General features: G+C 60.8%; 18 protein-coding genes and 1 pseudogene. 14 read left to right on the forward strand and 5 right to left on the reverse strand.

Features of this window, described 5'->3' with window-relative positions; translation table 11 throughout:
* Positions 1 to 218: 218 nt before the first annotated feature.
* Both ATY76_RS18285 and ATY76_RS18290 read left to right on the forward strand, forming a co-directional pair.
* Positions 219 to 596, forward strand: coding sequence for a hypothetical protein (locus ATY76_RS18285; protein ID WP_245310001.1), 378 nt, complete (start codon positions 219 to 221; stop codon positions 594 to 596).
* The gene (locus ATY76_RS18290; protein WP_088676171.1) at positions 596 to 895 is read left to right on the forward strand and encodes a DUF982 domain-containing protein; all 300 of its coding nucleotides are present in this window, start codon (positions 596 to 598) and stop codon (positions 893 to 895) included. Before ATY76_RS18285 ends, ATY76_RS18290 begins: the two co-directional genes overlap by 1 nt.
* Positions 896 to 1,122: 227 nt before the next feature.
* Here ATY76_RS18290 and ligD read toward each other — a convergent pair whose 3' ends face one another.
* From ligD to ATY76_RS18305, 3 genes are read right to left on the reverse strand one after another with little or no spacing between them, the layout of a single operon-like run.
* Entirely contained in the window at positions 1,123 to 2,166 is a 1,044-nt protein-coding gene (gene ligD, locus ATY76_RS18295; protein ID WP_088676172.1) for a non-homologous end-joining DNA ligase, read from the reverse strand.
* Positions 2,163 to 2,972 (reverse strand): Ku protein, encoded by an 810-nt coding sequence (locus tag ATY76_RS18300; RefSeq protein WP_088676173.1) that lies wholly within the window; start codon positions 2,970 to 2,972, stop codon positions 2,163 to 2,165. Before ATY76_RS18300 ends, ligD begins: the two co-directional genes overlap by 4 nt.
* A gap of 15 nt (positions 2,973 to 2,987) precedes the next feature.
* Positions 2,988 to 3,884, reverse strand: a complete 897-nt coding sequence (locus ATY76_RS18305) for a Ku protein (protein ID WP_088676174.1) — start codon at positions 3,882 to 3,884, stop codon at positions 2,988 to 2,990.
* Between the two features lie 702 nt (positions 3,885 to 4,586).
* Here ATY76_RS18305 and ATY76_RS18310 point away from each other — a divergent pair.
* From ATY76_RS18310 to ATY76_RS18315, 3 genes and pseudogenes are all read left to right on the forward strand, one after another.
* The gene (locus tag ATY76_RS18310; protein WP_088676175.1) at positions 4,587 to 5,786 is read left to right on the forward strand and encodes a glycosyltransferase family A protein; all 1,200 of its coding nucleotides are present in this window, start codon (positions 4,587 to 4,589) and stop codon (positions 5,784 to 5,786) included.
* A pseudogene (locus ATY76_RS34265) lies at positions 5,734 to 5,976 on the forward strand (hypothetical protein); the annotation flags it as partial. The gene ATY76_RS18310 and the pseudogene ATY76_RS34265, both read left to right, overlap by 53 nt.
* 33 nt (positions 5,977 to 6,009) lie before the next feature.
* Positions 6,010 to 6,294, forward strand: coding sequence for a CopG family transcriptional regulator (locus ATY76_RS18315; RefSeq protein ID WP_245310009.1), 285 nt, complete (start codon positions 6,010 to 6,012; stop codon positions 6,292 to 6,294).
* Between the two features lie 572 nt (positions 6,295 to 6,866).
* On the opposite strand, the gene ATY76_RS18320 is transcribed toward ATY76_RS18315, so the two are convergent.
* Positions 6,867 to 7,202 (reverse strand): hypothetical protein, encoded by a 336-nt coding sequence (locus tag ATY76_RS18320; RefSeq protein WP_088676176.1) that lies wholly within the window; start codon positions 7,200 to 7,202, stop codon positions 6,867 to 6,869.
* Positions 7,203 to 7,675: 473 nt separating this feature from the next.
* Here ATY76_RS18320 and ATY76_RS18330 point away from each other — a divergent pair, with 473 nt between their 5' ends.
* From ATY76_RS18330 to ATY76_RS18360, 7 genes are all read left to right on the forward strand, one after another.
* The gene (locus ATY76_RS18330; RefSeq protein WP_088676230.1) at positions 7,676 to 8,431 is read left to right on the forward strand and encodes an ImuA family protein; all 756 of its coding nucleotides are present in this window, start codon (positions 7,676 to 7,678) and stop codon (positions 8,429 to 8,431) included.
* On the forward strand, positions 8,352 to 9,866 hold the full coding sequence (locus tag ATY76_RS18335) for a DNA polymerase Y family protein (protein WP_190233686.1): 1,515 nt from the start codon (positions 8,352 to 8,354) through the stop codon (positions 9,864 to 9,866). The genes ATY76_RS18330 and ATY76_RS18335 overlap by 80 nt, the downstream gene beginning before the upstream one ends.
* Positions 9,866 to 13,129: an error-prone DNA polymerase gene (locus tag ATY76_RS18340; protein ID WP_088676177.1), complete on the forward strand. Its 3,264-nt coding sequence runs from the start codon at positions 9,866 to 9,868 to the stop codon at positions 13,127 to 13,129. The genes ATY76_RS18335 and ATY76_RS18340 overlap by 1 nt, the downstream gene beginning before the upstream one ends.
* A 658-nt stretch (positions 13,130 to 13,787) precedes the next feature.
* On the forward strand, positions 13,788 to 14,015 hold the full coding sequence (locus ATY76_RS18345) for a hypothetical protein (protein ID WP_210199521.1): 228 nt from the start codon (positions 13,788 to 13,790) through the stop codon (positions 14,013 to 14,015).
* A gap of 204 nt (positions 14,016 to 14,219) precedes the next feature.
* Positions 14,220 to 16,340 (forward strand): ParB/RepB/Spo0J family partition protein, encoded by a 2,121-nt coding sequence (locus ATY76_RS18350; RefSeq protein ID WP_088676179.1) that lies wholly within the window; start codon positions 14,220 to 14,222, stop codon positions 16,338 to 16,340.
* Between the two features lie 74 nt (positions 16,341 to 16,414).
* Positions 16,415 to 17,065, forward strand: a complete 651-nt coding sequence (locus ATY76_RS18355; protein ID WP_088676180.1) for a hypothetical protein — start codon at positions 16,415 to 16,417, stop codon at positions 17,063 to 17,065.
* A gap of 82 nt (positions 17,066 to 17,147) precedes the next feature.
* Positions 17,148 to 18,338 (forward strand): DUF932 domain-containing protein, encoded by a 1,191-nt coding sequence (locus tag ATY76_RS18360; protein WP_088676181.1) that lies wholly within the window; start codon positions 17,148 to 17,150, stop codon positions 18,336 to 18,338.
* 173 nt (positions 18,339 to 18,511) lie between these two features.
* On the opposite strand, the gene ATY76_RS18365 is transcribed toward ATY76_RS18360, so the two are convergent.
* Positions 18,512 to 19,732, reverse strand: coding sequence for an ATP-binding protein (locus ATY76_RS18365; RefSeq protein ID WP_088676182.1), 1,221 nt, complete (start codon positions 19,730 to 19,732; stop codon positions 18,512 to 18,514).
* A 258-nt stretch (positions 19,733 to 19,990) separates the two neighbouring features.
* Here ATY76_RS18365 and ATY76_RS18370 point away from each other — a divergent pair, with 258 nt between their 5' ends.
* Both ATY76_RS18370 and ATY76_RS18375 read left to right on the forward strand, forming a co-directional pair.
* On the forward strand, positions 19,991 to 24,403 hold the full coding sequence (locus ATY76_RS18370) for a strawberry notch family protein (RefSeq protein ID WP_088676183.1): 4,413 nt from the start codon (positions 19,991 to 19,993) through the stop codon (positions 24,401 to 24,403).
* A gap of 11 nt (positions 24,404 to 24,414) precedes the next feature.
* On the forward strand, positions 24,415 to 25,452 hold the full coding sequence (locus tag ATY76_RS18375) for a toprim domain-containing protein (protein ID WP_088676184.1): 1,038 nt from the start codon (positions 24,415 to 24,417) through the stop codon (positions 25,450 to 25,452).
* Positions 25,453 to 25,575: the final 123 nt, after the last annotated feature.

Genomic DNA, 25,575 nt, shown 5'->3' on the forward strand with positions numbered 1-25,575 from the left:
CGCACCGCGCTGCAGGATGCCGCCTCCGTTGCCGGCCTGCTGGTGACGACGGAAGCGATGATCGCCGAGAAGCCGAAGAAGGAAGCCGCTCCGGCAATGCCGGCCGGCGCCGGCATGGACTTCTAAACGATTGCTCGGCCCGCCCCGCCTTCGGGCGGGCCACCCCACATACTCTCTTATGAACCAAGTTCCATCAGTCGACACAATGGAGCCAAGCCATGAGAAAGGAAAACACAAGCAACTTCTCCCAGCAGCAAGCCGCCGCGGCGATCAGCGCGGCGCACCTGCTGCATCCGGCAAAACACTTCAGTCATCCCCGCGACGTGCTGGCCGCCACCAACATCAGCGTTGAGGAAAAGCGGGCCATTCTCGCCTCCTGGGCATCCGATTGCTTTGCGATCGAATCGGTACCTGCATTGCGACTCTATCCCGGGACAGAAAGAGCCGTTTCCTATGATGAGATCCTTGAGGCCCTCAAGGCGTTGGACAAAGGGGATCGGCAATCCGGCGGGCCAGGCTCATCGGCCCTCTCACATGGCGGGAGGCCCCGTCGCGGCTCCGCCGGTCAACACTTGGGGTTGGGAAGGAGAATATGATGAAGCCCGATATGTTCAGACAGCCTGTCTCCGTTCTTGTTGGTCTTGGGTTTCCAGTTGAGGTCCGCAGCGTGATGGACGCCTATCGGCATCTCACCGAGTGGCCGGCGTCGTTACGGGATAGCGCGCATTCCATCGCGCTCAAGGCGTGCGGTGCCGCGCTCCGCGGCGAGATCGAGCCGGAGACGGCACGCGGTCTGTATGTTGCCTTCGCCGAAAAACACGATCTGCTGGCACCGGAAGACCAAGTTATTGCTGTCTCTCAGATGTCGCGGGACAGGGATCCTCGGCCATACTGAGATACAGCCGGTTACGACAGCACCTCGGGCGCCCGGTCACGAGCGTATGGTCGCTTGGAGGCAGATGCAAATGCGCAAGCTTGCGAGGCAGGCAGCGGCGAGAATGAGCCGCTGCCGATGCGATACCATCGGCTGTTTTGAACCTGATTTTATCTTGGCTTGCCAGCGTTCGCTCCGGTCCTGCGAATTGTCTGGCTACGCGTGCTCCCGCAAAAGTCCCTGGCGTTTCAGCCGGTCTGCTTCGCGTTCATGTCGAAGACTGCCGCATTGTCCTGGACCTCGCGCAGGCCCTTGTAGGATGGGTGACGCAAGCTGCCGTCCTCCGTCCATCCGGTGAACTCTACCTCTGCGATCAATGTCGGCTGAGCAAAGATCAGGTTCTTGCCCTTGAGCGGGACCGCCGGTCGCGCAATTCGGAGTTTGTCGAGCGTGCTGCGCAGATATTCGGCGTCCTTCGCGTTGAACCCGGTTCCAACCGAGCCGACATCGATCCATTGGTGCCCCTTGCGAGCGGCAAGAAGCAGGCTGCCCAAGCCGCTGCGGGCAGATGCCGATCGCTCGTAGCCGACGATCATGAAGCTTTCGCGCTGGACGCATTTGATCTTCAGCCAGTCGCCGGTGCGACCGGAGCGATAGGGCTGATCCTGATGCTTGGCGATGATGCCTTCGAGACCCATCGAGCAGGCATTCGCCAGAAGCTCTGCACCATCGCCGTAGACTTCTTCCGACAGCTGAATTGCGCCGGTGGCGCCGTCGAGAAAATCCTCCAGCAGGGCCCGGCGCACCGAGAGTTCGGTCCTCGTCAGATCATGGCCGTCGAAATACAGAAGGTCGAACGCCAGAAAAACTGACTCCGTCGACGTGCGCTTGCCGCCACGTCCGCCAAGCGATCGCTGCAGCGCACCAAAGTCAGAGCGCCCCTGCTTGTCGAGCACAACGGCCTCGCCATCAAGGATCGCAGTCCCGACGCCGAGCGCCCTAGCGGCCTCGGCGATCGTCGGGAACCGGTGCGTCCAATCGTGGCCGCCGCGGGTGATGATCCTGACTCGTTTGGGCTCGATGTGAATGGCCAGGCGATAGCCGTCCCATTTCACCTCGAATAACCAATCCGGACCTTTCGGCGGGACTTTCTTCAGCAGCGCCAGGCACGGCTCGACACGGTCGGGCATCGGATCGAACGGAAGACGCGGTTGCGCCGGATCGCGTGGGCGGGCCGGCTTCGACTTGGCGATCTGATCATCCTGCAGCAGAGGTTTGGCGCGGCGGCTCATTTGCCGGCCCGCTTTTCGGCCGCGACCGACTTCTTCAAAGCGTCCATAATGTTGACCACGTTGTTCGCCGGAGCCGGCGCGGCGGGTTTGCCCTTGACTTTGGCAGGCTTCTTCAAGGCCTTTTTCTTGGCTGCGATGATATCGAGCAGGCGCGCCTGGACCGGATCGGCGACCATTTTCGGGCCCCAATCATTGGTCTGCTTCTTGATCAGCTGTCGGACCAGCGGCATCATCTCCGAGTCCGCCGTTTCCTCACCGATCGCCTCGAAATAACTGTCTTCATCGCGGACCTCATCTCCATAACGCAGCGTCCAGAGGACGATACCCTTGCCGCGTGGCTCGAGCATGACGGCGCGCTCGCGGCGCGAAATCACCAGCCGGGAAATGCCGACCATATCTTGCGCTTCCATGGCATCGCGAATGACGGAAAACGCCTCCTGTCCGACCGGGTCGTTCGGTGAGAGATAATAGGGCGTGTCGAGCCAGATCCAATCGATGCTGTCGCGCGGCGTGAAGGTGGAAATGTCGATCGTCTTGGTGCTCTCAAGCGCCACGTTCTCGAGCTCGTCCTCCTCCAGCATCACATATTCGTTCTCGCCGCGCTGATAGCCTTTGACCTCGTCTTCTTCCCTGACGGCCTTGCCGGTGACGGAGTCGACATAGTGGCTGACGACGCGGTTCCGGGTCTGGCGATTGAGCGTGTGAAAGCGAACCTTCTCGCTCTCGGAGGTCGCCGGCATCATCTGCACGGGGCAGGTAACGAGCGAGAGTTTGAGATAGCCCCTCCAATAGGGACGCAGGGCCATGGCGCCTTCCTCCTATCAGCTGGCGCGGCGCGTCGGCGCCGTCTCCGGCTTGGATTTTGCGGCGGGCTTGGCTGCTTTTGGACGGCCGCCGGTCCGGTTGGCATTCGCCGCGGTGCGCTTTGGCTTCATCTCCTGCGCGCCGAGACCGGCGCTCTCGCGCAGGGCCTGAAGCAGTTCACTCGGCTTGGACGCCACCGGTGCCTTCTTCTTCGGCAGGGTACGGCCCTCGATCTTGGCTTTGACGAGCTCGGCGACGGCGGCTTCATATCGGTCATCGAAGGTGCTGGCGTCGAAGCTGCCCTTCTTGGTGCCGATGATGTGTTCGGCGAGCTCGAGCATTTCGCCTTCGATCTTCAGGTCCGGCATCTCTTCGAACGCCGTGTCCGACGAGCGGACCTCATAATCGAAGTTCAGCGTCGAGGCGATCAGGCCTTTGCCATGCGGCCGAATGAGCACCGTGCGCAATCGGCGGAAAAGCACCGTCCGTGCTATGCCGGCGACCTTCTCCTGTTTCATGCCGTCACGCAGCAGCAGGAAGGCATCCGTGCCCATCTTGTCGGGCGCCAGATAATAAGGCTTGTCGAAATAAGTGGTGTCGATCTGCGAGCACGGAATGAATGCGTCGATCTTCAGCGTCTTGTCGCTGTCCGGCACGGCGGCTGCGACCTCCTCAGGCTCGAGCACCACATACTGACCGTTCTCGACTTCATAGCCCTTGACCTGGTCCTCGCGCTCGACCGGATCACCGGTTTCGCTGTCGATGAACTCACGCTTGACCCGATTGCCGGTTTTTCGATTGAGGGTATTGAAGGCGATGCGCTCCGACGAGGAGGCCGCTGTATAAAGCGCCACGGGGCAGGAGACTTCCCCGAACTTGATGTAGCCCTTCCAATTGGCTCTTGGACCCGCCATGACTTGGGACCCTCCGCACACAACTCAAGCGATTCAAGTGATTCGGCAGCGAATCGTTCCGAGTCGAAACGAATCATTTTTCAATGACTTAGTTCGAATTGGCTGCGCGTATGACGAGTCCTGTCTAGCCCATGATTCCATGCATCTTTTAGCGGCGGCGAGCGTTTTCTGGGTGGAACAACCCCAGGGGAGTCCTGCCATGAGCAAGCGTGAACTCTACCAGGATCGATAGACTCCCTGTCCGCCATCGGCGTCCGAATTTACTCGCTGTTTTGACTGCGTGCCGCACCCCTCCCTTCGCCCCACATTCTCTTGGGCCGTTGCACCAGCGAGCCATGAGCTTGCGCCCGTCGGCCATGGAAGTTGCCCGAACAAAATGCCCCGCTAGGGGCGGTGCGCGGGGCATTCTGTACTACATGCTCCGCAAACCAAGGAGCGGGGCCCTAGAAGGGTGACACTACTGCAAAATTACTTCAATTAGCCTGTTCTTACACCTAAAGGCTATGTGGGCTGATCGGACTAAAGTCCGTTTTGGGCTGCCTACAGCAAAGCTACAGTGCAACGCGACTGTCTGCTTTGCGATGTATACGTCCGTCGCACTTCCGCTGGGAGGATTGAGGTTTCAGCGCTCGGAAATGCACTCGGTGAATCAACAAGATACTGCCTGATATACATCGTTCTTTGATTAACGCGAGACCCAAAATGCTTTCCTCTTCAGACAAGGATCGGAGGGAAGCTCGACAGTCCATTCGGCCGTTGGTTTCGGTCGTCATACCGGCCTTCAATGCTTATCCCTATATCGAACGCACACTTCGATCCGCTGGGCGCCAAACCTACCAGAATTTGGAGATTATCGTCATCAATGACGGTTCTACCGACGATACAGCCAAGGTCGTCGAACGCGTAGCGCTTGGAGATTCGCGGATTCGTCTGCTGTCCACTTCTAACCGCGGTGTTGCCGCAGCGAGGAACACTGGTCTCCAAGAAGCAGCCGGGCAGTTTGTGGCATTTCTTGACGCAGACGATCTTTGGCATCGAACAAAAATTGAAAAGCAGGTTAACGCTCTCAGTGGTCTATCCCCGGAGTGGGGTGCAGTTTATGTGCTACATTATATCATCAACCATGATGACGAGATCATTCGCTCGGGCGGCCATGCCGTCGCGAGAGGATATATCTACGCGCGGCACCTGACGTTCAAATATATTGGCAACGGGAGCTCCCTCCTTGTCCGCAGGGATGTTGCTCTCCAGATTGGCGGATTTGATAGCTCATACGCCGCATTGGGAATTGGCGGGTGCGAAGACCTCGATTTCGAACTCAAGCTTGCCGCCCGCTGTCGTATCGAAGCTATCCGCGAGCGTCTGGTTGGATACAGGGAGTATCCGGGCAACATGTCGTCCAATCACCTCCAGATGGGCCAAAGCGCCCTTGAAGTTGTCAGGCGCGCGTTGGCCGGAAATCCTCAGCTTCCGAGATACGCCATGCGAAGCGCGATGCTTGCTACTCAGAAATATGCATTCTGGGAATTCCGCCGAGCCAGAAACACATATCTGTCACTTGTGACGCTTTGCTCAATAGCGCGACACGAACCCAGCTTCATTGCCCAGCTTGCCTTCATGAAGGTCCTGCGCGCGATCAAACGCTGCGTTATGGAGTCTACAACAGCCAACGGTGAGGATTCACCGCCAGCGACTGGGTCGAAGTTCGATCAGGGAAATGACCCTCCCTATGTGGAACAGCAGGATGAGACAGCTGAATTTCATCGTCATCTGATGCGGTTGACCGCTGTGGATGCCAAGCTGAGTTCAAACCTTGGGCCCATAACGAACGGGTTCATCCCGACGGCTAATGGTCTTCAGTCTCGAGCGATGGAGAGTGTACGTTGGCAGAAATCACGATAGCTGTTGTGGACGACCACCCTCTTTTCGAGAAGGAGTGGGACGCAGTCTGGCTGAAATTGAAGTTTTTGTCGTCGTAGGCGAAGGGGCAAGCGCCGGTGAAGCGATCAAACTGGCGGCATCCCACAAACCCGATGTCATTCTCCTTGATGTGTTCATGCCCGGAGGAGGCATCGATGCGATTTCCGGTATCCGGGCGAAAAGCCCACGAACAAAAATTCTGATGTTGACTGCCTCAGAGCAAGCCGATGCGCTTGCCGCTGATCGCATCGCAGACGTTCCGCGCCCTGAGCTGCAAATTCTGCTTCGTCGCTCTGCACTGAGACTGCGCAATGCTGCCGGTGTTTCAATGGAAGAAGACGTTGAGGAGGCGTTGCGAGATTTAGCGGGTGAACTGGGCCTGACACGCAATGACACGATCGGGTTTATTCTTCGAGAATGGATGGAGAAGAACACCTATCTGCCTGTCCACATGCTCGATGAGGAGGGCGACGTGGATGGAACTGCTTGATCTTGGCATCAGGAGAAGACCGCGCTCGCCGAGGCGTCGCAATAGCATGTGTCATTGGTTCCAGGCCAAGTAGCCGCCCAGCGCACAGGAGACACATTGCTTGGGGTAAGCAAATAATCGCCGGGCGGCATTAAATGCATAATAGGCGATAATATTTCGCTTTCTAGTCGGCTTCCGATCTTTGGTTCGAAAACGTACAACACCTTACTTTACAGATCGTAGTATAATCTCAAAGAGTAAAATACTACTTATTGCCATCTCATAAGAATGTCTTGAAATGATCGTTCGCTCTTAGGCGCGCTATCTTGACAAAACAACCCCACCTACTGATCCCCGCTAAATGCGGGGCTTTTTCTGGCATCGTACGGGAACTGCGGACGGACAAACAAGTTAGCTCCTTGGATCGGGGGAGAAAGCCAGCACGTTTCACGTCGAAGTGTACTGATGGCAGTTGCCAAGAGGTTAGAATGTTCTGACTAGGCATTCATCAGCTCAGGCGTGCCACGCGCAAAATTTCTTCATCAATCCTTCGGATGCAGCCCTCGTTACATTCCCCCGCTGGATCGTTCATTTCATTCGTCATCTCGATCGGGCGGAAATTCCAGCATTTCCAGCTCGTATTCGAGGCTGCCGATCTTATCGAACAGCGCCTGTTCGTAATTGGAAAGAACGCTGCCAAGATGCGCAAGGGCCTCCGCCTGTGGTCTCGCGCCGTCATTCGGCGTGTAGACGATTTCTCCGCCATAGGCGAGATCGATATAGCTTTGAACAAGCGCCAGTTCATTTCTGGCAAACTCGATGTTCGAGCGGATTGCTGCCAGATTCCGTTCTTCGGCCGTCGTTCCGAAGATCGTACCAGACAGCGTCTCAAGGCGCTTTTCCTCGAACGATACGACGTTTTCCGTCATGGGGTATCCTCCTTGCTGATTGAAAGGCCATTTTCGGTGAGACAGGGGAAGCGGGTCTGGCAGCGGTCGACGCCATCTTCCGAAATCAGACGAGGGCAGCCGAGGCTCAGCCGCCGGCGAAGCTGTTGGAACGTGAAACTCGCGCCGTACTGCTTGACCAGGGTCTTTCGGTCGAGCTCCGTGTTCCGATCACAGGCAATGCACTCGACAAAGACGACCGATCCACGGAAGTCGCGGAGTGTTGCCGGCTCACAGCTATTTTTTCTTATCGATGACATTTTTAGAGCCTGTCGGCCGACCATCGGTAGGCGATTGAATTCACTGGTTCTTCCGGTGGCGCAGCAAATGGGCCGGTTGCAGCCTGGAGACCACTCGCTTGCATATGCACATTGACTCACATGCCACGTCGGAACAAATAGAGAACATACCCGCTTTCGGGCGAGATGAAAACCTATTTTGACGAAGGCTTCCGAATGGCGCAGATCAGCGCGAATCCGATCATCTCCGATCTTCGAGATCGCATCCAGCATCTCGAAGGGGCTGCAGCGCGACGAACATCCGTCCTTCCGTTCGGGGTGGCCGAGATTGACGCGCAGCTGCCGGGTGGCGGCCTTGCCTTTGGTGCGCTGCACGAAGTCGCCGGCGGCGGAAACGGCGCGATCGACGGCGCGGCCGCGGCGCTCTTCATCGGCGGTATCGCGGCCCGCACCACCGGCAAGGTGGTCTGGTGCCTCACCCGCTTCGATCTGTTCTTTCCAGCACTTGCCCAGGTCGGACTTCACCCCGATCGCGTCATCTTCGTCGAATGCGACAAGGAAGAGACGGTGCTCGCAAGCTTCGAAGAGGCTTTGCGCTATGGCGGCCTCGGCGCCGTGGTCGCCGAGCTGGTGCGCCTGCCGATGACGGCCTCGCGCCGGCTGCAGCTTGCGGCGGAAAAGTCCGGCACATTGGGCCTGGTGATCCGCCGATGGCGGCGCCAGACGGAAGCCTCCGATTTCGGAATGCCGACGGCAGCTGTGACCCGCTGGCGGATCTCGGTGCTGCCGTCCGAGCCGCTGCCCGTGCCGGGCGTCGGGCGGGCGCGGTGGCTGGCCGAGCTCATGCGGGTCAGGGCAGGCGAGGGAGGACAATTCATTATCGGAGCATGTGATGGCAAGGGTCGTATCTGTCTTTCTTCCGACGCTGCCGACCGACCGGATCAGGCGCGCCGATCCTTCGCTCAATCCTGACACGCCGCTAGTGGTGATCGCCAGGAGCGGGTCCAAGCGATGGGTGGCGGCGGCCGATCAGGCAGCTGCCAAACTGGGCTTGCGGGTTGGTATGCCGGCCGCCAACGCGCAGGCGCTGGTTCAGGGATTGACGATGGTGGATGCCGACCCAGTGGCCGACTTCGCCACACTTGAACGGCTGACGCTTTGGGTCTTGTCGCAATATTCTCCCGTTGTTGCCATGGATCCCCCTGATGGCATCATCATGGATACCGACGGCGCCGACCATCTGCAGGGGGGCGAGGACCTGATGCTCTCCGGTCTCGTCAACCGCTTCCGCGGCCGGGGTCTTGTGGCGCGCGCGGCAATCGCCGACACCTGGGGTGCGGCACATGCGCTCGCCCGTTCGACGGATCGCGAGACAGTCATCATCCCGCGCGGCGACACCGCCAAGGCGGTCAACCGTCTGCCACTATCCTCACTGCGGCTGCCGGCCGAGATCGTCGGGAGCCTCCGAACCCTCGGCTTCGCTACCGTCGGTGATCTGGCAGTGACGCCGCGGGCGCCGCTGACGCTGCGTTTCGGGCCGGAGGTCGGCCGCCGCCTCGATCAGATGTTCGACCGGCTCGCCGAGCCCATCGACCCGATCCGGCCGGCGGATCTCGTCGAGGTCCAAAAATCCTTTGCCGAACCGATCGGGGCTGCGGAGACCATCGAGAAATATGTGGGCCGCCTGGTGCGGCAGCTCTGTCTGGAGCTCGAGAAGAAAGGACTTGGCGTGCGGCGCGCCGATCTGATCGTCCACCGCGTCGACAACACAATCCAGTCGCTTCGGGCCGGCACGGCCAAGCCGGTTCGTGACATCGGCTGGCTGACGAAACTCTTCCGCGACCGGATCGAGAAGATCGAGCCCGGCTTCGGCATCGAGAAGCTGGGCCTCGCAGCCATCATCGCCGAACCGCTCGTCGAGGCGCAGTCGGCTTCCTCCCTGATCGAAGAGCAGATTACCGATGTGACGCCGCTGATCGACGTGCTGGGAAACCGCGGCGGCCAGCGGATTTTCCGTGTCGCACCGGTGGCGAGCGACGTGCCGGAGCGCAGCGTTCAACGGATCGCACCGACGGCGGGCGAGGTCGGCGCCACCTGGTCGCTCCATTGGCCGAGGCCGTCGCGGCTCTTGCCACACCCGGAAGTGATCGAGGTGATTGCGCTCTTGCCCGATCATCCGCCGGTCTCGTTCACCTGGCGCGGCAAGCGCCGCCGGGTGAAGCGCGCCGACGGCCCCGAGAGAATATTTGGAGAGTGGTGGCAGCGCAGTTCGGAATGGGTTGCTGTGCGCGACTATTTCGTCGTCGAGGATGATGCCGGCGAGCGCTTCTGGATTTTCCGATCCGGCGATGGCGTCGACGCCGACACCGGATCGCGCAAATGGTTCCTGCATGGGGTGTTTGCCTGATGCGCTACGCCGAACTGCAGGTCACCACCCATTTCTCGTTCCTTCGCGGCGCAAGCTCGGCGGAGGAACTCTTTGCCACCGCCAAGCTCATGGGCATCGAGGCGCTCGGTATCGTCGACCGCAACAGCCTGGCGGGCATTGTTCGGGCGCTCGAAGCTTCCCGCGCCACCGGCCTACGGCTCGTCGTCGGTTGCCGGCTCGATCTACAGGACGGCACGTCGATCCTCGTTTATCCCACCGATCGCGCCGCCTATTCCCGCCTGACGCGACTTTTGACCTTGGGCAAGGGCCGGGGCGGCAAAGCCAACTGCATCCTGCATCTCGAGGATGTGATGCTCTATTCCGAAGGCCTGATTGGCATCCTGGTCCCGGATATGCCGGACGATGCCTGCGCCGTGCAGCTCAGGAAGATGGCCAAGATTTTCGGCGACCGCGCCTACGTCTCGCTCTGTCTGCGCCGGCGGCCGAACGATCAGCTGCGGCTGCACGAGCTGGCGAACCTGGCGGCGCAGCACCGGGTGAAGACGGTCGTCACCAATGACGTGCTGTTTCACGAGCCCGGCCGGCGGCAGCTGCAGGATGTCGTCACCTGCATTCGCACTGGCACCACCATCGACGACGTCGGCTTCGAGCGCGAGCGGCATGCCGACCGCTTCATCAAACCGCCGGAAGAAATGGCGCGGCTGTTTCTCCGCTACCCGGAGGCGCTGGCACGCACGGTGGAGATCGTCGAGCGCTGCCGGTTCAGTCTGGAGGAGCTCGTCTATCAATATCCCGAGGAAGCGCTGATCCCCGGCATGACGGCGCAGCAGTCGCTGGAGCACTACACCTGGGAAGGCGTGAAGACGCGTTATCCCGAAGGCCTGCCGGCGCATGTCGAAAAGACGATCCGCCATGAACTCGCTCTCATCGAGACAATGAAATACGCCCCCTATTTTTTGACGGTCTTCTCGATCGTCCGCTATGCCCGATCGCAGGACATTCTCTGCCAGGGCAGGGGATCGGCCGCGAATTCCGCAGTCTGCTATGTGCTCGGCATCACCTCGATCGATCCTGATACCAATGATCTCCTCTTCGAGCGCTTCGTCAGCCAGGAGCGCGACGAGCCGCCCGACATCGACGTCGACTTCGAGCACGAGCGGCGGGAGGAGGTGATCCAGTGGATCTACAAAACCTACGGCCATGACAAGGCGGCCCTCTGCTCCACCGTGACCCGCTATCGCGCCAAGGGCGCCATTCGCGACGTGGGTAAGGCGTTGGGTCTTCCCGAGGATCTGATCAAGGCGCTTTCCTCCGGCATCTGGTCCTGGTCGGAAACGGTCGGCGAGAACCAAGTGCGTGATCTCGGCCTCAATCCCGACGACCGCCGTCTCGCCGTGACCCTGCGGCTCGCCCAGCAGCTGATGGGTGCGCCGCGGCATCTTGGCCAGCATCCGGGTGGTTTTGTCCTGACCCATGACAGGCTCGATCATCTCGTGCCGATCGAGCCGGCGGCGATGGCCGACCGCCAGGTGATCGAATGGGACAAGGATGACGTCGAGGCGCTGAAAATGATGAAGGTCGATGTCTTAGCATTGGGCATGTTGACCTGCATGGCCAAGGCCTTCGCCCTCATCGGCGAGCACAAGCACCAGGATCTCGACCTCGCCACCATCCCGCAGGAAGACCCGGCCACCTATGCGATGATTTGCAAGGCCGACACCCTCGGCACTTTCCAGATCGAGAGCCGGGCACAGATGTCGATGCTCCCACGGATGAAGCCGGAGACCTTCTATGACCTCGTCATCCAGGTGGCAATTGTCCGGCCCGGGCCGATCCAGGGTGACATGGTCCATCCGTATTTGCGCCGCCGCGAGGGCAAGGAAAAGGTGGAATATCCGACGCCCGAACTGGAGGCGGTCTTGCACAGGACGCTGGGCGTGCCTCTGTTTCAGGAGTCGGCGATGAAGATCGCGATGGTCTGTGCCGGTTTCACGGGCGGCGAAGCCGACCAGCTTCGGAAATCCATGGCGACGTTCAAGTTCACCGGCGGCGTCAGCAGGTTTGAGGACAAGCTGGTTGCCGGCATGATCCGCAACGGCTATTCACCAGAGTTTGCCAAGCGCACTTTCGGCCAATTGGAAGGCTTCGGCTCTTATGGTTTCCCCGAAAGTCATGCTGCCAGTTTCGCGCTGATCGCCTATGCCAGCAGCTACATCAAATGCCATTTCCCGGATGTCTTCTGCGCGGCTCTCCTGAACTCGCAGCCGATGGGTTTTTATGCCCCGGCCCAGATCGTCATCGATGCGAGGAGACACGGTGTCGACGTGCGCCCGGTCTGCGTCAACCGGTCGCGCTGGGATTGCACGCTCGAGGAGGTGGAGGGCACAAGCCGGCATGCGGTGCGGCTTGGCATGCGCCTGGTGCGCGGCTTGGCAACGGCCGACGCCGCGCGCATTGTCGCCGCCCGCGCCGATGAACCCTTCGCGTCGGTGGATGACACGTGGCGCCGGTCTGGTGTGCCGGTCGCCTCACTTGTCGAGCTTGCCGAAGCCGACGCCTTCCTGCCGTCATTGCGGCTCGAACGGCGCGATGCGCTCTGGGCGATCAAGGCGCTGCGGGACGAGCCGCTGCCTCTGTTCACAGCCGCGGCCGAACGCGAGGCGCGGGCGATTGCCGAGCAGCAAGAGCCGAACGTCGAACTCAGGCAGATGACCGACGGACATAACGTCGTCGAGGATTACAGTCACGTCGGGTTGACTCTCCGGGAGCACCCCTTGAGGTTCCTGCGGGCCGATCTCAATAAGCGGCGGATCGTCACCTGTGCGCAGGCGATGACGGCGCGCGACGGAAAGTGGCTTATGGCGGCCGGGCTGGTGCTGGTGCGCCAGCGCCCGGGTTCGGCCAAGGGCGTGATGTTCATCACCATCGAGGACGAGACCGGCATTGCCAATGTCGTCGTCTGGCCGAAGCTGTTCGAGCGCTCACGCCGGGTGGTGCTCGGCGCCAGCATGATGGCGATCAATGGCAGGATCCAGCGCGAAGGCGAGGTGGTTCACCTAGTCGCCCAGCAGCTCTTCGAGCTGTCGGCCGATCTGTCAAGGCTTGCCGGGCGCGACGGTGCATTCCGTGCCACCACCGGCCGCGGTGACGAGTTTGCCCACGGGTCGCCGGGCAGCCCGGATTCTCGCGAAAAAGCGCCTCCGGGAGTCCGGGCGAGGGATATGTTCACGCCGGATCTTCATATCGATACGCTGAAGGTGAAGAGCCGGAATTTTCACTAGCCGGGTGGTTACTGCTAAATCGCGGGGCACCGGTTCGTTTCCGCTCAAGTCGCGCAACCTACACGGTCCCAGGCCGGGACGAGCTGCTCTCAATAGGGTTGAGTAGCGAGGCGACGGCAAGTGGCTCGCGTATAGTCGGAGACATAATAGCTGCCATACGCTCATCCATGGTCTAATCTTGGCAGCGTCTCTCGACTGATCCCGTCAATGACGTTATTGACGAGGACAAAGCCACTGTGCCGCTGCTCAGCGTCACCTTCTCCGGTAAGTTCAAGGCTCTGACAATATGAGAAAGCCGCAACGAAATTTCGTTGTTGAATTAAAGTCCAGCCGTCGGCGGCAGACTTCGAAACCGGTCTCAATTTGGGGTAACCTGGATCTCAAAGCTGTTTCGGCTGCGGTACGCGCTCACGGTCGTTGGACTGACGAGACGACATGGCAAGGATAATAAAGCGCTGTCATCGAGGACACGTCCGAGACGCCGGTACCCAAAGAGACGCGCGAGCCGGCGCAGCTACAACCACCGACTGCGCCGGCGTTGCCAGGTGACATTGCGCAGGACGCCGCTGATCAGGTCGATGCAGTTTCGATGGTCTTTGACGATGTTCCCAGTGGTGGGAAGGTCGTCGAAGGACCGGCCGGTCCGGACGAACGCGGCTTGCGGCAGGTCGATGGTTTGGCGACAACGAAGCCGCGCAAGCGGCGCGTGTTTCGAAAGAAAAACGTGCCTGCCGCGATCCAGTCGGCACCATTGGCCGCTCCTGTCGTTTCGAACAATTTCCAGGACCTCGATGACGAGATCCGGCAGCTGCGCAGCCAGTTGGCAAAGAAGCTTCAACTCCAAAACGCCCAGCTGAGAAAGATGCTGGAGCGATTTGACCGATAGACAACGAGGATTTCTCCCTCCCTCTACTGACGGCGGCGATGTGGGAGCTGGCGAGCGCACTTCAGGAGGAGGCTGGGAACAGCGAGACCTTTGCTGGGCGCGGGCGGTGAGGAGGAGAAAAGAGGAAGAGGAGGGAAGGGGGAGGCCGTGACGGATTGAGAGGATTGGAGAGAGGCTCCAGCCGGTCCGTCATGGAGAAATGACATGGCCAAAGCCATTCAGAAAATCACCCTCAACCGATCGGAAGACATTGCTTTCGACAAGCTTGTGCTCTCGCAGAAGAACGTTCGTAACATCAAGACGGGCGTGTCAATCGAAGATCTTGCCGAAGATATCGCCCGTCGCAAACTCCTCCAGAGCCTGAGCGTCCGCCCGGTTCTCGCCGAGGGCGGAGAGGAGACCGGCACCTATGAAGTTCCCGCCGGGGGCCGCCGGTTTCGGGCGCTCGAACTGCTCGTGAAGCAAAAGCGCATGGCGAAGGATGAGCCGATCCCGTGTGTCGTCAAGCGAGGCGACGAAACGTCGGCCGAAGAAGATTCTCTTGCCGAAAACGTCCAGCGCGTCAGCCTGCATCCGCTCGACCAGTTCCGCGCCTTCCAGACGCTACGGGAGCAGGGGCTCGGCGAGGAAGAAATCGCCGCGCGCTTCTTCGTCTCGGTCGCCACGGTGAGGCAGCGCCTGCGGCTTGCATCCGTCTCGCCGCGACTTCTCGATTTCTATGCCGAAGACGAGATGAAGCTCGAGCAGATCATGGCGTTCTCGATCACCAACGATCATGTCCGCCAGGAGCAGGTCTGGGATACGATCTCGCGGTCGCATAGCCGCGAGCCATACTATATCCGCCGCCTACTGACGGAAACCGCCATCCGCGCCAGCGACCGCCGCGCCGTCTATGTCGGCATCGACGTCTACGAGGCCGCCGGTGGCGTGGTGATGCGCGATCTCTTCGAGCAGGATCAGGGCGGATGGCTGCAGGATCCGGCGGTGCTGGAGCAGCTCGCGCTCGAAAAGCTCAAGGTCGACGCCGACGCGATCCAAGAGGCCGAGGGCTGGAAATGGATCGAGGTCGCCTTCGATTTCCCCTATGGCCATACACCAGGGCTGCGTCGCTTCTATGGCGAACAGGCCGAGATGACTGAGGAGGAGCTCGCTCGCTATGATGCCACAAGGGCCGAGTACGATAAGCTCGATGGGGACTATGCCGCGGCGAGCGAACACTCGGAGGCGACGGAACAGAAGCTCGAAGAACTCGGTGCGGAGCTCGACCGGCTCAATGATCGGCCGTATGTCTTCGATGCCGAGGAGGTTGCTCGCGGCGGCGTTTTTGTTTCGCTGGGCGCCGGCGGCGAGCTCAAGATCGAACGGGGTTTCGTACGGCCAGAAGACGAGCAGCAAGCCGAGGTCGATACCCCCGATGCTGACGGCGCGGGAAGCGTCGATTTTGACGGCGGTCCATTGGTCACCGACGGATCGGCCAGCAGCGGCGATCAGCTGGAAGACGAGGACGAGATGATTAAGCCCCTCCCTGATCGCCTGGTTCTCGATCTGACGGCCGTGCGGACCATCGCGCTGCGTAACGCTCTCGCCAATGATCCGGTCATGGCCTTCATTGCCGTGCTGCACGCTTTCGTGCTGAAGACCTTCTATCTCTACGGTTCGGATTCATGCCTGGAGGTGACCCTGCAGAGCGCCAAGTTCAGCCAGACCGACGGACTTGGTGACACGGTATGGGCAAAGGAAATCGACCAGCGGCAGGAAGCCTGGGGTCAGGATCTTCCCAAGGACCCGAACGAGCTCTGGGCGTTCCTGATCGCACTCGATGAGGTCAGCCGCCAGGCATTGTTTGCCCATTGCGCCTCGCTGGCGGTCAATGCGGTGATCGAGCCGTGGAACAAGCGGACCCGCGCAGTCGCACATGCCGATCAACTAGCCCGATCGATCGGCTTCGGGATGGTCGAGGCAGGATGGACGCCGACCGCCAACAACTACCTTGGCCGCGTCACCAAGGCCCGCATCCTGCAGGCGGTCCGCGAGGCGAAGGGCGATCAGTCGGCAGAGCTGATCGGCCATCTCAAGAAGGCCGACATGGCGCGCGAGGCAGAGCGGCTGATGACCGATAGCGATTGGCTGCCGGAACCGCTCCGGCTTGTCACGGACAGCGCGTCGGTCGGGCCGGCGACTGTCGAAGCCGGGGAGATCGCCGATGGCGGGACGGTCGATGCACCGGCCCGCGACCTGCCGGCTTTCCTCACCGACGATATCGATGATGTCTCTACGTCCACCGACGAGATCGGCGAACGCCAGCATCTCGACGCGGCCGAATAATCCCATTCACCAGACTCAACCGACGGCCCGGCTCCGCAAGGAGACTGGGCCGCATCTGTTTTCAGGAGAGTTCAATGCCCGATTTTACGATCGAAACCACCTATCACTTGCCGGTGTTCCGGCATCGCACCTATGCCGCCGAAACGCTGGAGGCGGCTTGCCGTGCTGCAATCGAAGACGACAATTGGGAGATCTCCGAGAAGGACCAGGATTCCTCCCGCGAAGTCCACGTCACCGGCGTCTGGAAGGGAACGCACGCTGCCTATACCGGCGCTTCGATCCCGGTGCCGCCGCAATTCGATGAAGCGGTTCAACGTCGAGCCCGCCATTTCGAAATTTTGCTTGGTCTCTTGAAGATCTTCCTCGACGATGCCCATGCAGCGCGTGAACCATCGCTCGATTGGCTTGCCCGTTCAGCTTGGGAGATCGCGCGGGGAGAAGCCATTCTCGCGGGAAGTCCGGATCCTGACGAACCTGTCGACCCGCCAAAGCCTGTCCACGTTCTCGCCCGGCTGCAGGAAGATCGGGTTCGCGACGCCATTACCGCCGTTCTCGAGGTCGATCACAGTTTCGGTGGGCTTTCGACCGAGGCGGTCAGCGATGACGAAATCCACGAGGCATGTGTATCCATCGCAACGACGACGGACTTTTCTGACGTCGTCGGCAATGCCGAATTCCAGGCCGCGCTGACGGCGATCCGGGCAGCGCACCTGCGCCTCCGCTGACACTGACCCAATCAGCGCTTCATATCCCTCCACCCCAGCCCGGATATTGCGCCGGGCTCTTTGCTTTTCAGGAGATAGTCCAATGAACATCCCCAGCTCCAGCCCTCGGCCCACCACTTCCGGCTTCAAAGTCGATATTTCCCGCGGCGAACGGATCGGCCGCGTTTCGTCGGAATGGTTTACGCGCCCCGACGACGAACGGTTCCTCTCATTGACCGAGCTCTACGATACCGTTCGCTCCCGTGCCGACCGGGCGCAGGCGCGAACGATCGAGAGTGCCGCTATCCGCGTCGAGGCCACGCGCGACAACGCCGAGCGGCTCGAACTCCTTGTTCCCGGCCAGCGCCAGCCGATCGCGCCGACCCATTGGAGCTACGGCCAGCTCTGCGGCCTGGTCGGCGCGCCCGCCACCTATATGCGCCAACTGCCGGCGCCGCTTGCCGCCATCAACCTTCAGCACGGCCTGCTCAATCACCGTGCCGAGCTGGTGAAAACACTGGAGATGGACGATGGCCGGCTCGAACTCCGGGCCGTCACCGGGCCGGAATACGGCCGCATCTGGGATCATGAACTCGTCTCGGCGGTGATGAAGATCGCCGGCAATGGCACAGGCGATACGATGTGGAAGGTGCCCGGCGTGCTCGATTGGGCGACGATGACGCACAATCCCTTCGTCGACATCACCAAGGACACGACGACGCTCTACGCCAGTGACCGCGACGTGTTCCTGTTTCTGGTCGACGACACCCATCCAATCGAAGCCGGACGGTTGCCAAACGGCGAACCGGATCTTTATTTCCGTGGCTTTTATGCCTGGAATAGTGAAGTCGGGTCAAAGACGCTCGGCATCGCTTCCTTCTACCTTCGCGCCGTTTGTGCCAATCGCAACCTCTGGGGCACGGAAAACTTCGAAGAGATTACCATCCGGCATTCGAAGTTCGCCGCCCAGCGTTTCGCGCATGAAGCAGCTCCCGCGTTGACCAGTTTCGCCAATTCCTCACCGGCGCCGTTCGTGGCCGGCATCAAGGCGGCGCGTGAGCGGATCGTCGCGCGTAAGGACGAGGATCGCGAGACCTTCCTGCGCCGTCGCGGCTTCTCGAAGGGGGAAACCGGCAAGGTGATCGAGATGGTGTTATCGGAAGAAGGCCGGCCGCCGGAATCGGTCTTCGATTTCGTGCAGGGGATCACTGCGCTGGCACGCACCAAGACCAATCAGGACACCCGACTTGAGCTTGAAGTCAAGGCGAAGAAGCTGCTTGAAGGCGTCTCCTGAGTGGAATGCGACCGCAAGATCGCGTCTCCGAAACTTGCCCTCCCACCATACGCCCGGCCTTTGTGCCGGGCTTTCTTGTTTCCGGCTATGCAATCCAAGACTTCGACATCAGATGCCGAAGGGATCGCGTCCGATCGCGATGCCTTTCCTCACATCTCGTCTGGAACAGGGCATCATTGCCACAAACAGGAAAGCGGAGCAGCGGCAAACCGGTCGCCAAAGGGAACGACATCAGTGTTGTCATAAAGGACGATGCCAAAGGCGAATTTCTCTCCGCAAGCTTCGGCTAGCGTCTTCAATCCTCCAAAGTCGCTGGCCTTGACGGTGGCACTCGCCTTCACTTCGATCCCCACGATCATGCCATCGTCGCGCTCGAGCACGACGTCCACCTCTCGCATCTGCTGATCCCGGAAATGGTAGGGAGTAAGCCGCAAATCCGAGCCTGTCATGAGTTTCAGGATTTCGGAGAAAACGAAGCTCTCCAGGATTGCGCCAAATGCGCCGCGATCCGCCTTCATCCTGTCGAAAGTCAGCCCCCGGGCGGCGGCGAGCACGCCGGAATCGACAAAATGCAGTTTCGGGGTTTTGGCGATCCGCTTGAGCACATTGGTGTACCAGGGCTGCACAGTGGCAAGCAGGAACACCTGCTCGAGGAGACTGACGTACCGTTGCCCCGTCTTGTGGCTGACATTGATGCTCGCCCCGAACTGCGAGTAGTTGACGAGCTGTCCGGAATGCTCGGCGAGCAACCGCACGAACTTCGGGAGCTCGGTCAGCTTATCGACATCGGCGATGTCCCTAAGGTCGCGCGTCAGAACCGACGTCAGATAGGATCGTGCCCAGTCCTGACGGCGCCGTTCGCTTTCTCTGGCGATCGCTTCCGGAAATCCGCCGAGTAGGACGAGCTTCACGAGATCGTCTGCGACAATCCCGTTCCGGTCGCTCTGCAGCTTTCCTTCGAACAGGCGATCCAGAAACGTTGACGTCGTGCCTTCCACCTCTGCGCGGGCGAGCGGCAACATTTGGATGGTTTCCATGCGGCCTGCCAGACTGTCGGCGACGCGGGGCAGTGTGAGCACGTTGGCTGAACCGGTAAGCAGGAACCGACCGGGACGATAGTCCTCGTCCACCGTCTTTTTGATCGCCAGCAACAGCTCAGGCGCGCGCTGGATCTCGTCGATGATTGCCCGGTCAAGGCCGCGGATAAAGCCGGCGGGATCGGACTGCGCAGCTGCGAGGACAGTCTGATCGTCCAGCGTGATATAGCTGCGGCCCGCCTCGTCCATCTTCCGCACGAGCGTGGTCTTGCCCGCACGGCGCGGTCCGACGATCAGGACCACCGGCGTATCCGAAAGGGCTTCCTCTGCCCGGCGTTCCACGAATCGCTTGTACATGTTCGTTCCAGATTCTCAGAAAATTGGAACTATCGGTCATGATAATTGGAAGTCAACTATTTGTTGATTGGAACTGACTGGCGTGAATTTCGGGAGCTGACGCTTGAACGTGCGTTTCCGGCTGCTGGCCTTCGGCCGGAGCTTATCCTTTCTCGGCGGCGATCGAAGAGGGAGAGAGTGGCCGGAAAGGGCTGGTCTGGCGGGTTTTGAGAGCGCCCCGGCGGGCCGGTCCTTTCCTCGCTCTCGAAAAGGTTCTCCATGACCATCTCGTCTCTAGCCGCCGACGCGGCCACCCCCTCGATTGTTTCCATACCTCACGGCAGCCGAGGCGGCTCTATCCTTGATGCCGCCAATGCGCTGCTTACTCTTCTTGAACAGGGTCGGCCGGTCGGCTCCGCCGACCTGCGCACTGTCATGACCGAAGCTTTCGGTGGCAGCGACGCGGCGGGCTTCTGGCTCTGGAAAGATGCCTATGAAGCGACCGAAGTCGCTCAGGTCCTTTTCCTGCGCAAGTTCGGCACGGCGATCACCGCGCGCTGCAATGCGCCGCAATTGGCGCCCGCGATGCTGACGAAAGTTGCAAAGCTCCTGCCGACCCACAGCCGGCGGTCGGAAGAGAGTCAGGCGCTGCAGCAGCTTTCAACCCCGCTTCCCCTGGCTTTTGTCGCTGCACGGGCCGCAGCGATCAAGGCCGACGACCTTGTTCTCGAGCCCTCGGCCGGGACGGGGATGCTTGCAATCTTCGCCGAGCTTGCGCGCGCCCATCTCGCTCTCAACGAAATCGGCGACCTCCGTGCAGACGTGCTGCAAGACCTGTTCTCCAAGAGGGTGGTCAGCAGGCACGATGCGGCTCACATCGACGACTATCTTGATGACGCGGTACGACCGACCGTAGTGCTGATGAACCCGCCCTTTTCGGCCGGTGTCCATGTCGAAGGCAGAGTCGCTGACGCCGCCTGGCGTCATCTCTCTTCGGCTCTTGCGCGCCTTGCGCCCGGCGGTCGTCTGGTGACGATCACCGGCTCTTCGCTATCTCCTGACGACGGCAGATGGCGCGAGCCCTTCGTCCGGCTTCAGAGCCAAGGAACGATCATCTTCAGTGCCGCTGTCGATGGCCGTGTTTACGCGCGCCATGGCACCACGACTGAAACGCGGCTCATCGTCATCGATAAAATTCCCGCACGCGATCCGGCGTGGATGATTGCTTCTCGCGGCACGGCGCCGGATGTCGAAACACTGCTGGAATGGATCGACGACCTCCCGCCGCGCATGAAAATGTCGTCCTTGCCGGCTATTGCTCAGACCACTACGACCAAAACCCCTCTACTTCTCGATGTTCGGAATCCGGATAGGTCGCCAAAGCGTATTGCTCCGAAGGGCGAGACCAGCGTCGCCACAGCGAATGACATCGTCGAGCTTGCCTACGAGCTGCGTGATACCGACGATCGAACTGAATCGAAAATTGGCGTTGACGGCGTCTATGAGCCTTATCGCTTGCAGTCGATCCATATCCCCAATGCCAAGCCGCATCCGGATCGATTGGTCGAGTCGATGGCAATGGCGTCGGTCGCGCCACCCAGTCCCACCTACCGTCCCCTTCTGCCACGTCCCGTGGTCGAAAGCGGCGCTCTGTCCGAGGCTCAGCTCGAGAGCGTCATCTATGCCGGGGAAGCGCATTGCGGGCATCTCAGCGGTAACTGGACGGTCGATGCGTCCTGGGACAATCTTAAAGCTGCCCAGGACGACGCCCAGGACGCAGTTCGTTTCCGCCGCGGCTGGTTTCTCGGCGACGGTACGGGCGCGGGCAAAGGCCGACAAGTGGCCGGTATCATCCTCGACAATTGGCTGAAGGGACGGCGCCGGCATATCTGGATCTCGAAATCCGACAAGCTGATCGAGGACGCTCAACGCGACTGGAGTGCGCTCGGTCAGGAAAAGCTGCTGATAACGCCGCTCTCGCGCTTCCGTCAGGGACAGCCGATCCAACTGCAGGAGGGAATCCTGTTTGTCACCTTCGCAACATTGCGCAGCGATGAACGCGAAGGAAAGCGCTCGCGGGTTCAGCAGATCATCGACTGGTTAAGCCAAGGGCCAAGGAGCGGCGAAGCCGCGACAGGGAACGAAACGCGCTTCGATGGCGTCATCATTTTCGACGAAGGCCATGCCATGGCCAACGCCGCCGGCGGCAAGACCGAGCGCGGTGACAAGGCCGCCTCGCAGCAGGGAAGGGCAGGGCTGCGGCTGCAGCGCGCGCTTCCCGATGCCCGCGTCGTCTACGTCTCGGCGACCGGCGCCACAAATGTCGAATCTCTCGCCTATGCCGAACGGCTCGGTCTCTGGGGTAGCACCGATTTCCCGTTTCCCACCCGCTCCGAATTCATCGCCGCGATCGAGGATGGCGGCGTTGCCGCCATGGAAGTGCTCGCCCGCGATCTGAAAGCGCTTGGACTCTACGCCTCCCGCTCGCTCTCCTTCGAGGGTGTCGAATACGACATCGTCGAACATCAGCTGACTGACGAGCAGATCCGCATCTACGATGCCTATGCGGAAGCATTCCAGGTCATTCACAATCATCTCGATGCCGCGATGCAGGCGGCTGGGATCACCGGCGCGACCGGCACGTTGAACCGCAACGCCAAGGGGGCGGCCCGCTCGGCCTTCGAGAGCTCGAAGCAGCGCTTCTTCAATCATCTGCTGATCTCGATGAAGACACCGTCGCTGTTGAAATCCGTCGAGGATGATCTGAAGGCGGGACATGCGGCTATCATCCAGATTGTCTCGACCGGCGAGGCGCTCACCGAACGCCGGCTGGCGCAGATCCCGACATCGGAATGGAACGACATTCAGGTCGACGTCACCCCGCGCGAATATGTGGTCGACTATCTCGCGCATTCGTTTCCCGTCCAACTATTCGAGGAATTCTCCGATGGCGCCGGCAATATCAGTTCACGGCCCGTCTATGATGCCAGCGGGCAACCGGTTCTATGCCGCGAGGCCGTCCAGCGCCGTGACGAACTGATCGAGAAACTGGGCAGTCTTGCGGCAGTTCCGACCGCCCTCGACCAGATTGTCCAGCATTTCCGGACGGAGATGGTGGCAGAAATCACCGGCCGCTCACGCCGCATTTTCCGCAAAGATATCGGATCGATCAGCCGCTTTGCCGTCGAAAACCGGCCAGGCTCGGCCAATCTCGACGAAACCCGCGCCTTCATGGACGACGAGAAGCGCATTCTGATCTTCTCGGACGCCGGGGGCACCGGTCGCTCCTACCACGCGGAACTGACAGCCAAAAACCAGCGCCTGCGAGTTCATTATTTGCTCGAGGCCGGCTGGCGCGCCGACGTGGCGATCCAGGGGCTCGGTCGCAGCCATCGCACCAATCAGAAACAACCGCCGCTGTTTCGCCCGGTCACCACCAACGTCAAGGCCGAACGGCGCTTTCTCTCCACCATAGCCCGGCGCCTCGACACACTTGGCGCCATCACCCGCGGCCAGCGCCAGACCGGCGGACAGGGCATGTTTCGCAGCGAGGATAATCTCGAATCCCAATATTCCCGCGATGCGCTCCGGCAGTTCTATGGGCTGCTTTATGCCGGCAAGATCGAGGGATGCCCGCTCAGCCAGTTTGAGGCGGTGACAGGTCTCTCGCTGACGTCGGACGAAGGTGGTTTAAAGGACGAGCTGCCGCCGATCCAGACATTCCTCAATCGCATGCTGGCGCTGACGATCGGTATGCAGAACCTATTGTTCGACGCCTTCGAGCAGCTGTTGACCGCGCGGATTGAGGGCGCCATTGCGGCGGGAAGCTATGATAAGGGCCTGGAGACGATCGCCGCCGACAGCATGAAGCTGACCGATCGGCAGGTGATCTACACCCATGCCAACGGCGCGCAGTCGCATCTGCTGACGATCGAAGAGAAGCGCCGCAACCAGCCGATGTCGTTCGCCGATGTCCAGGCTTTGGTGCAGCAGGATCCACGCGCAACGCTGATGATCAACGGCAAGTCCGGCCGCGCCGCGGTCATGGTGCCGACACGGTCGATCATGCTCGACGATGGCTCGATCCAGCCGCGCGTCTCTTTGCTCCGGCCGCTCGATGAGTTGCGCTTCGAAGTTCGCCAACTGGAAGAGACCCACTGGCAAGAAGCCGACGAGCGGAGCTTCGAGAAGGCCTGGATGACCGAGATTGACAATCTGCCGGAATTCTCCGTCTCGACACTGCACATCGTCAGCGGCTTGCTTCTGCCGATCTGGCGGCTGCTGCCGCAGGATTATTGCCGCGTTTATCGACTGGAGACGGATGACGGCGAGCGCATTGTCGGTCGCGTCATCGCCCCGTCAGCACTTTCCGCGCTTTGCCGCAACCTCGGCGTCAACCGGGCCGAAGCGGTTTCGGCCGAACAGGCCTGGGCCTCGCTCGTCGACGGATCCTCGGTCGCCCTCCTTGCCGGCGATCTCAGCCTGCGTCGCGTCCGGGTGATGAACGACTACCGGATCGAGCTCGCCGGCTTCACCGATGGCATGCGCGACTGGCTGAAAGCTATCGGACTTTTCCCTGAAATCATTGCCTGGAAAACGCGGTTCTTCTTGCCCGTGACGGAGGAGGGACCGTCGATGCTTGCCAGGCTGATCGAGCGTCATCGGCTGCTCGAACTCTCGAGCCGAAGCTGAGGGAGGAGATCATGGCATCCGCCTCCGAACTGGCTGCCGGTCTCGCGCGCGATGCCGAAGCGGTGTGTCGTCACTATCTCTCCGCCGGCCGGCGATATGGCAACTACTGGATCGTCGGCGATACCCGCAACAACAAGGGGCGGTCGCTCTATGTTCATCTGGCCGGCCCACGGGTCGGTCGCTGGACCGATGCTGCCACCGGTCAATACGGCGATCTCCTTGATCTTGTTCGTGAGAGCTGCGGCCTGATCGATTTTCGCGATGTCGCGAGCGAGGCACGGCAATTCCTGCGCCTGCCAAAAACAGAGGGAGCGTCGGCGTATCGACCAATCGGCGTCGCGGGCCGAGCCAACCGCCCGGCAGCAGAGCGGGCACGACGGCTGTTTGCGATGGGCCAGCCGCTCAAGGGCACACTTGCCGATAGCTACCTGCGACAGCGTGGGATTCTGCGCGGATCGGACCACGCCGGTCTCCGCTTCCATCCTTCCTGCTATTACCGCGATCTACTTACGGGCGATACCGCGCGCTATCCCGCCCTGATCGCTGCTGTCACAAGTCCAAGCGGTACGATCGCCGGCGTGCATCGGACCTGGCTCGACCCGACCGGTGACGGCAAGGCGAAGGTCGAGGATCCCAGGCGGGCATTGGGCAGCCTGCTCGGTAACGCGGTGCGTTTCAATATGCCAATCGATGCGCCCGTGTCGGTGATGGCGGCAGGCGAGGGGCTCGAAACAATGCTGTCGCTGTCGCATGTCATCCCAGGAATGCCGATGGCGGCGGCGCTCACTGCCAACCACCTTGCGGCCTTCAAGGTGCCCGCAAGCTGCTTGCGCCTCTATATCGCTGCGGATGCCGATGCGGCCGGCCGGCATGGGATCGAAAGGCTGAGCCAGATGGCTCGATCAATCGGCATGCTGCCGCTTGTGCTCGCCCCGGAACTCGGCGATTTCAACGAGGATCTGCGCAGGCTGGGACCGGATCGACTGACGGCGAACGTTCGTCGGCAACTCGTCCCGGAGGATATCGAGGCATTTCTGCCCGCCGCGTGATATCGCCCAGCCGACGGCGCGAAGTGGCGTTGGGCCGGTTTCCGATGGACGCGGCGTCAAGGACCTCCAGGTTTGCACGCACCCGCTGGCCTGCCGAGAGGCGACCCATACCACGCGGTCCCC

Source organism: Rhizobium sp. R339, from assembly GCF_002211395.1.
GTDB lineage: Bacteria > Pseudomonadota > Alphaproteobacteria > Rhizobiales > Rhizobiaceae > Rhizobium.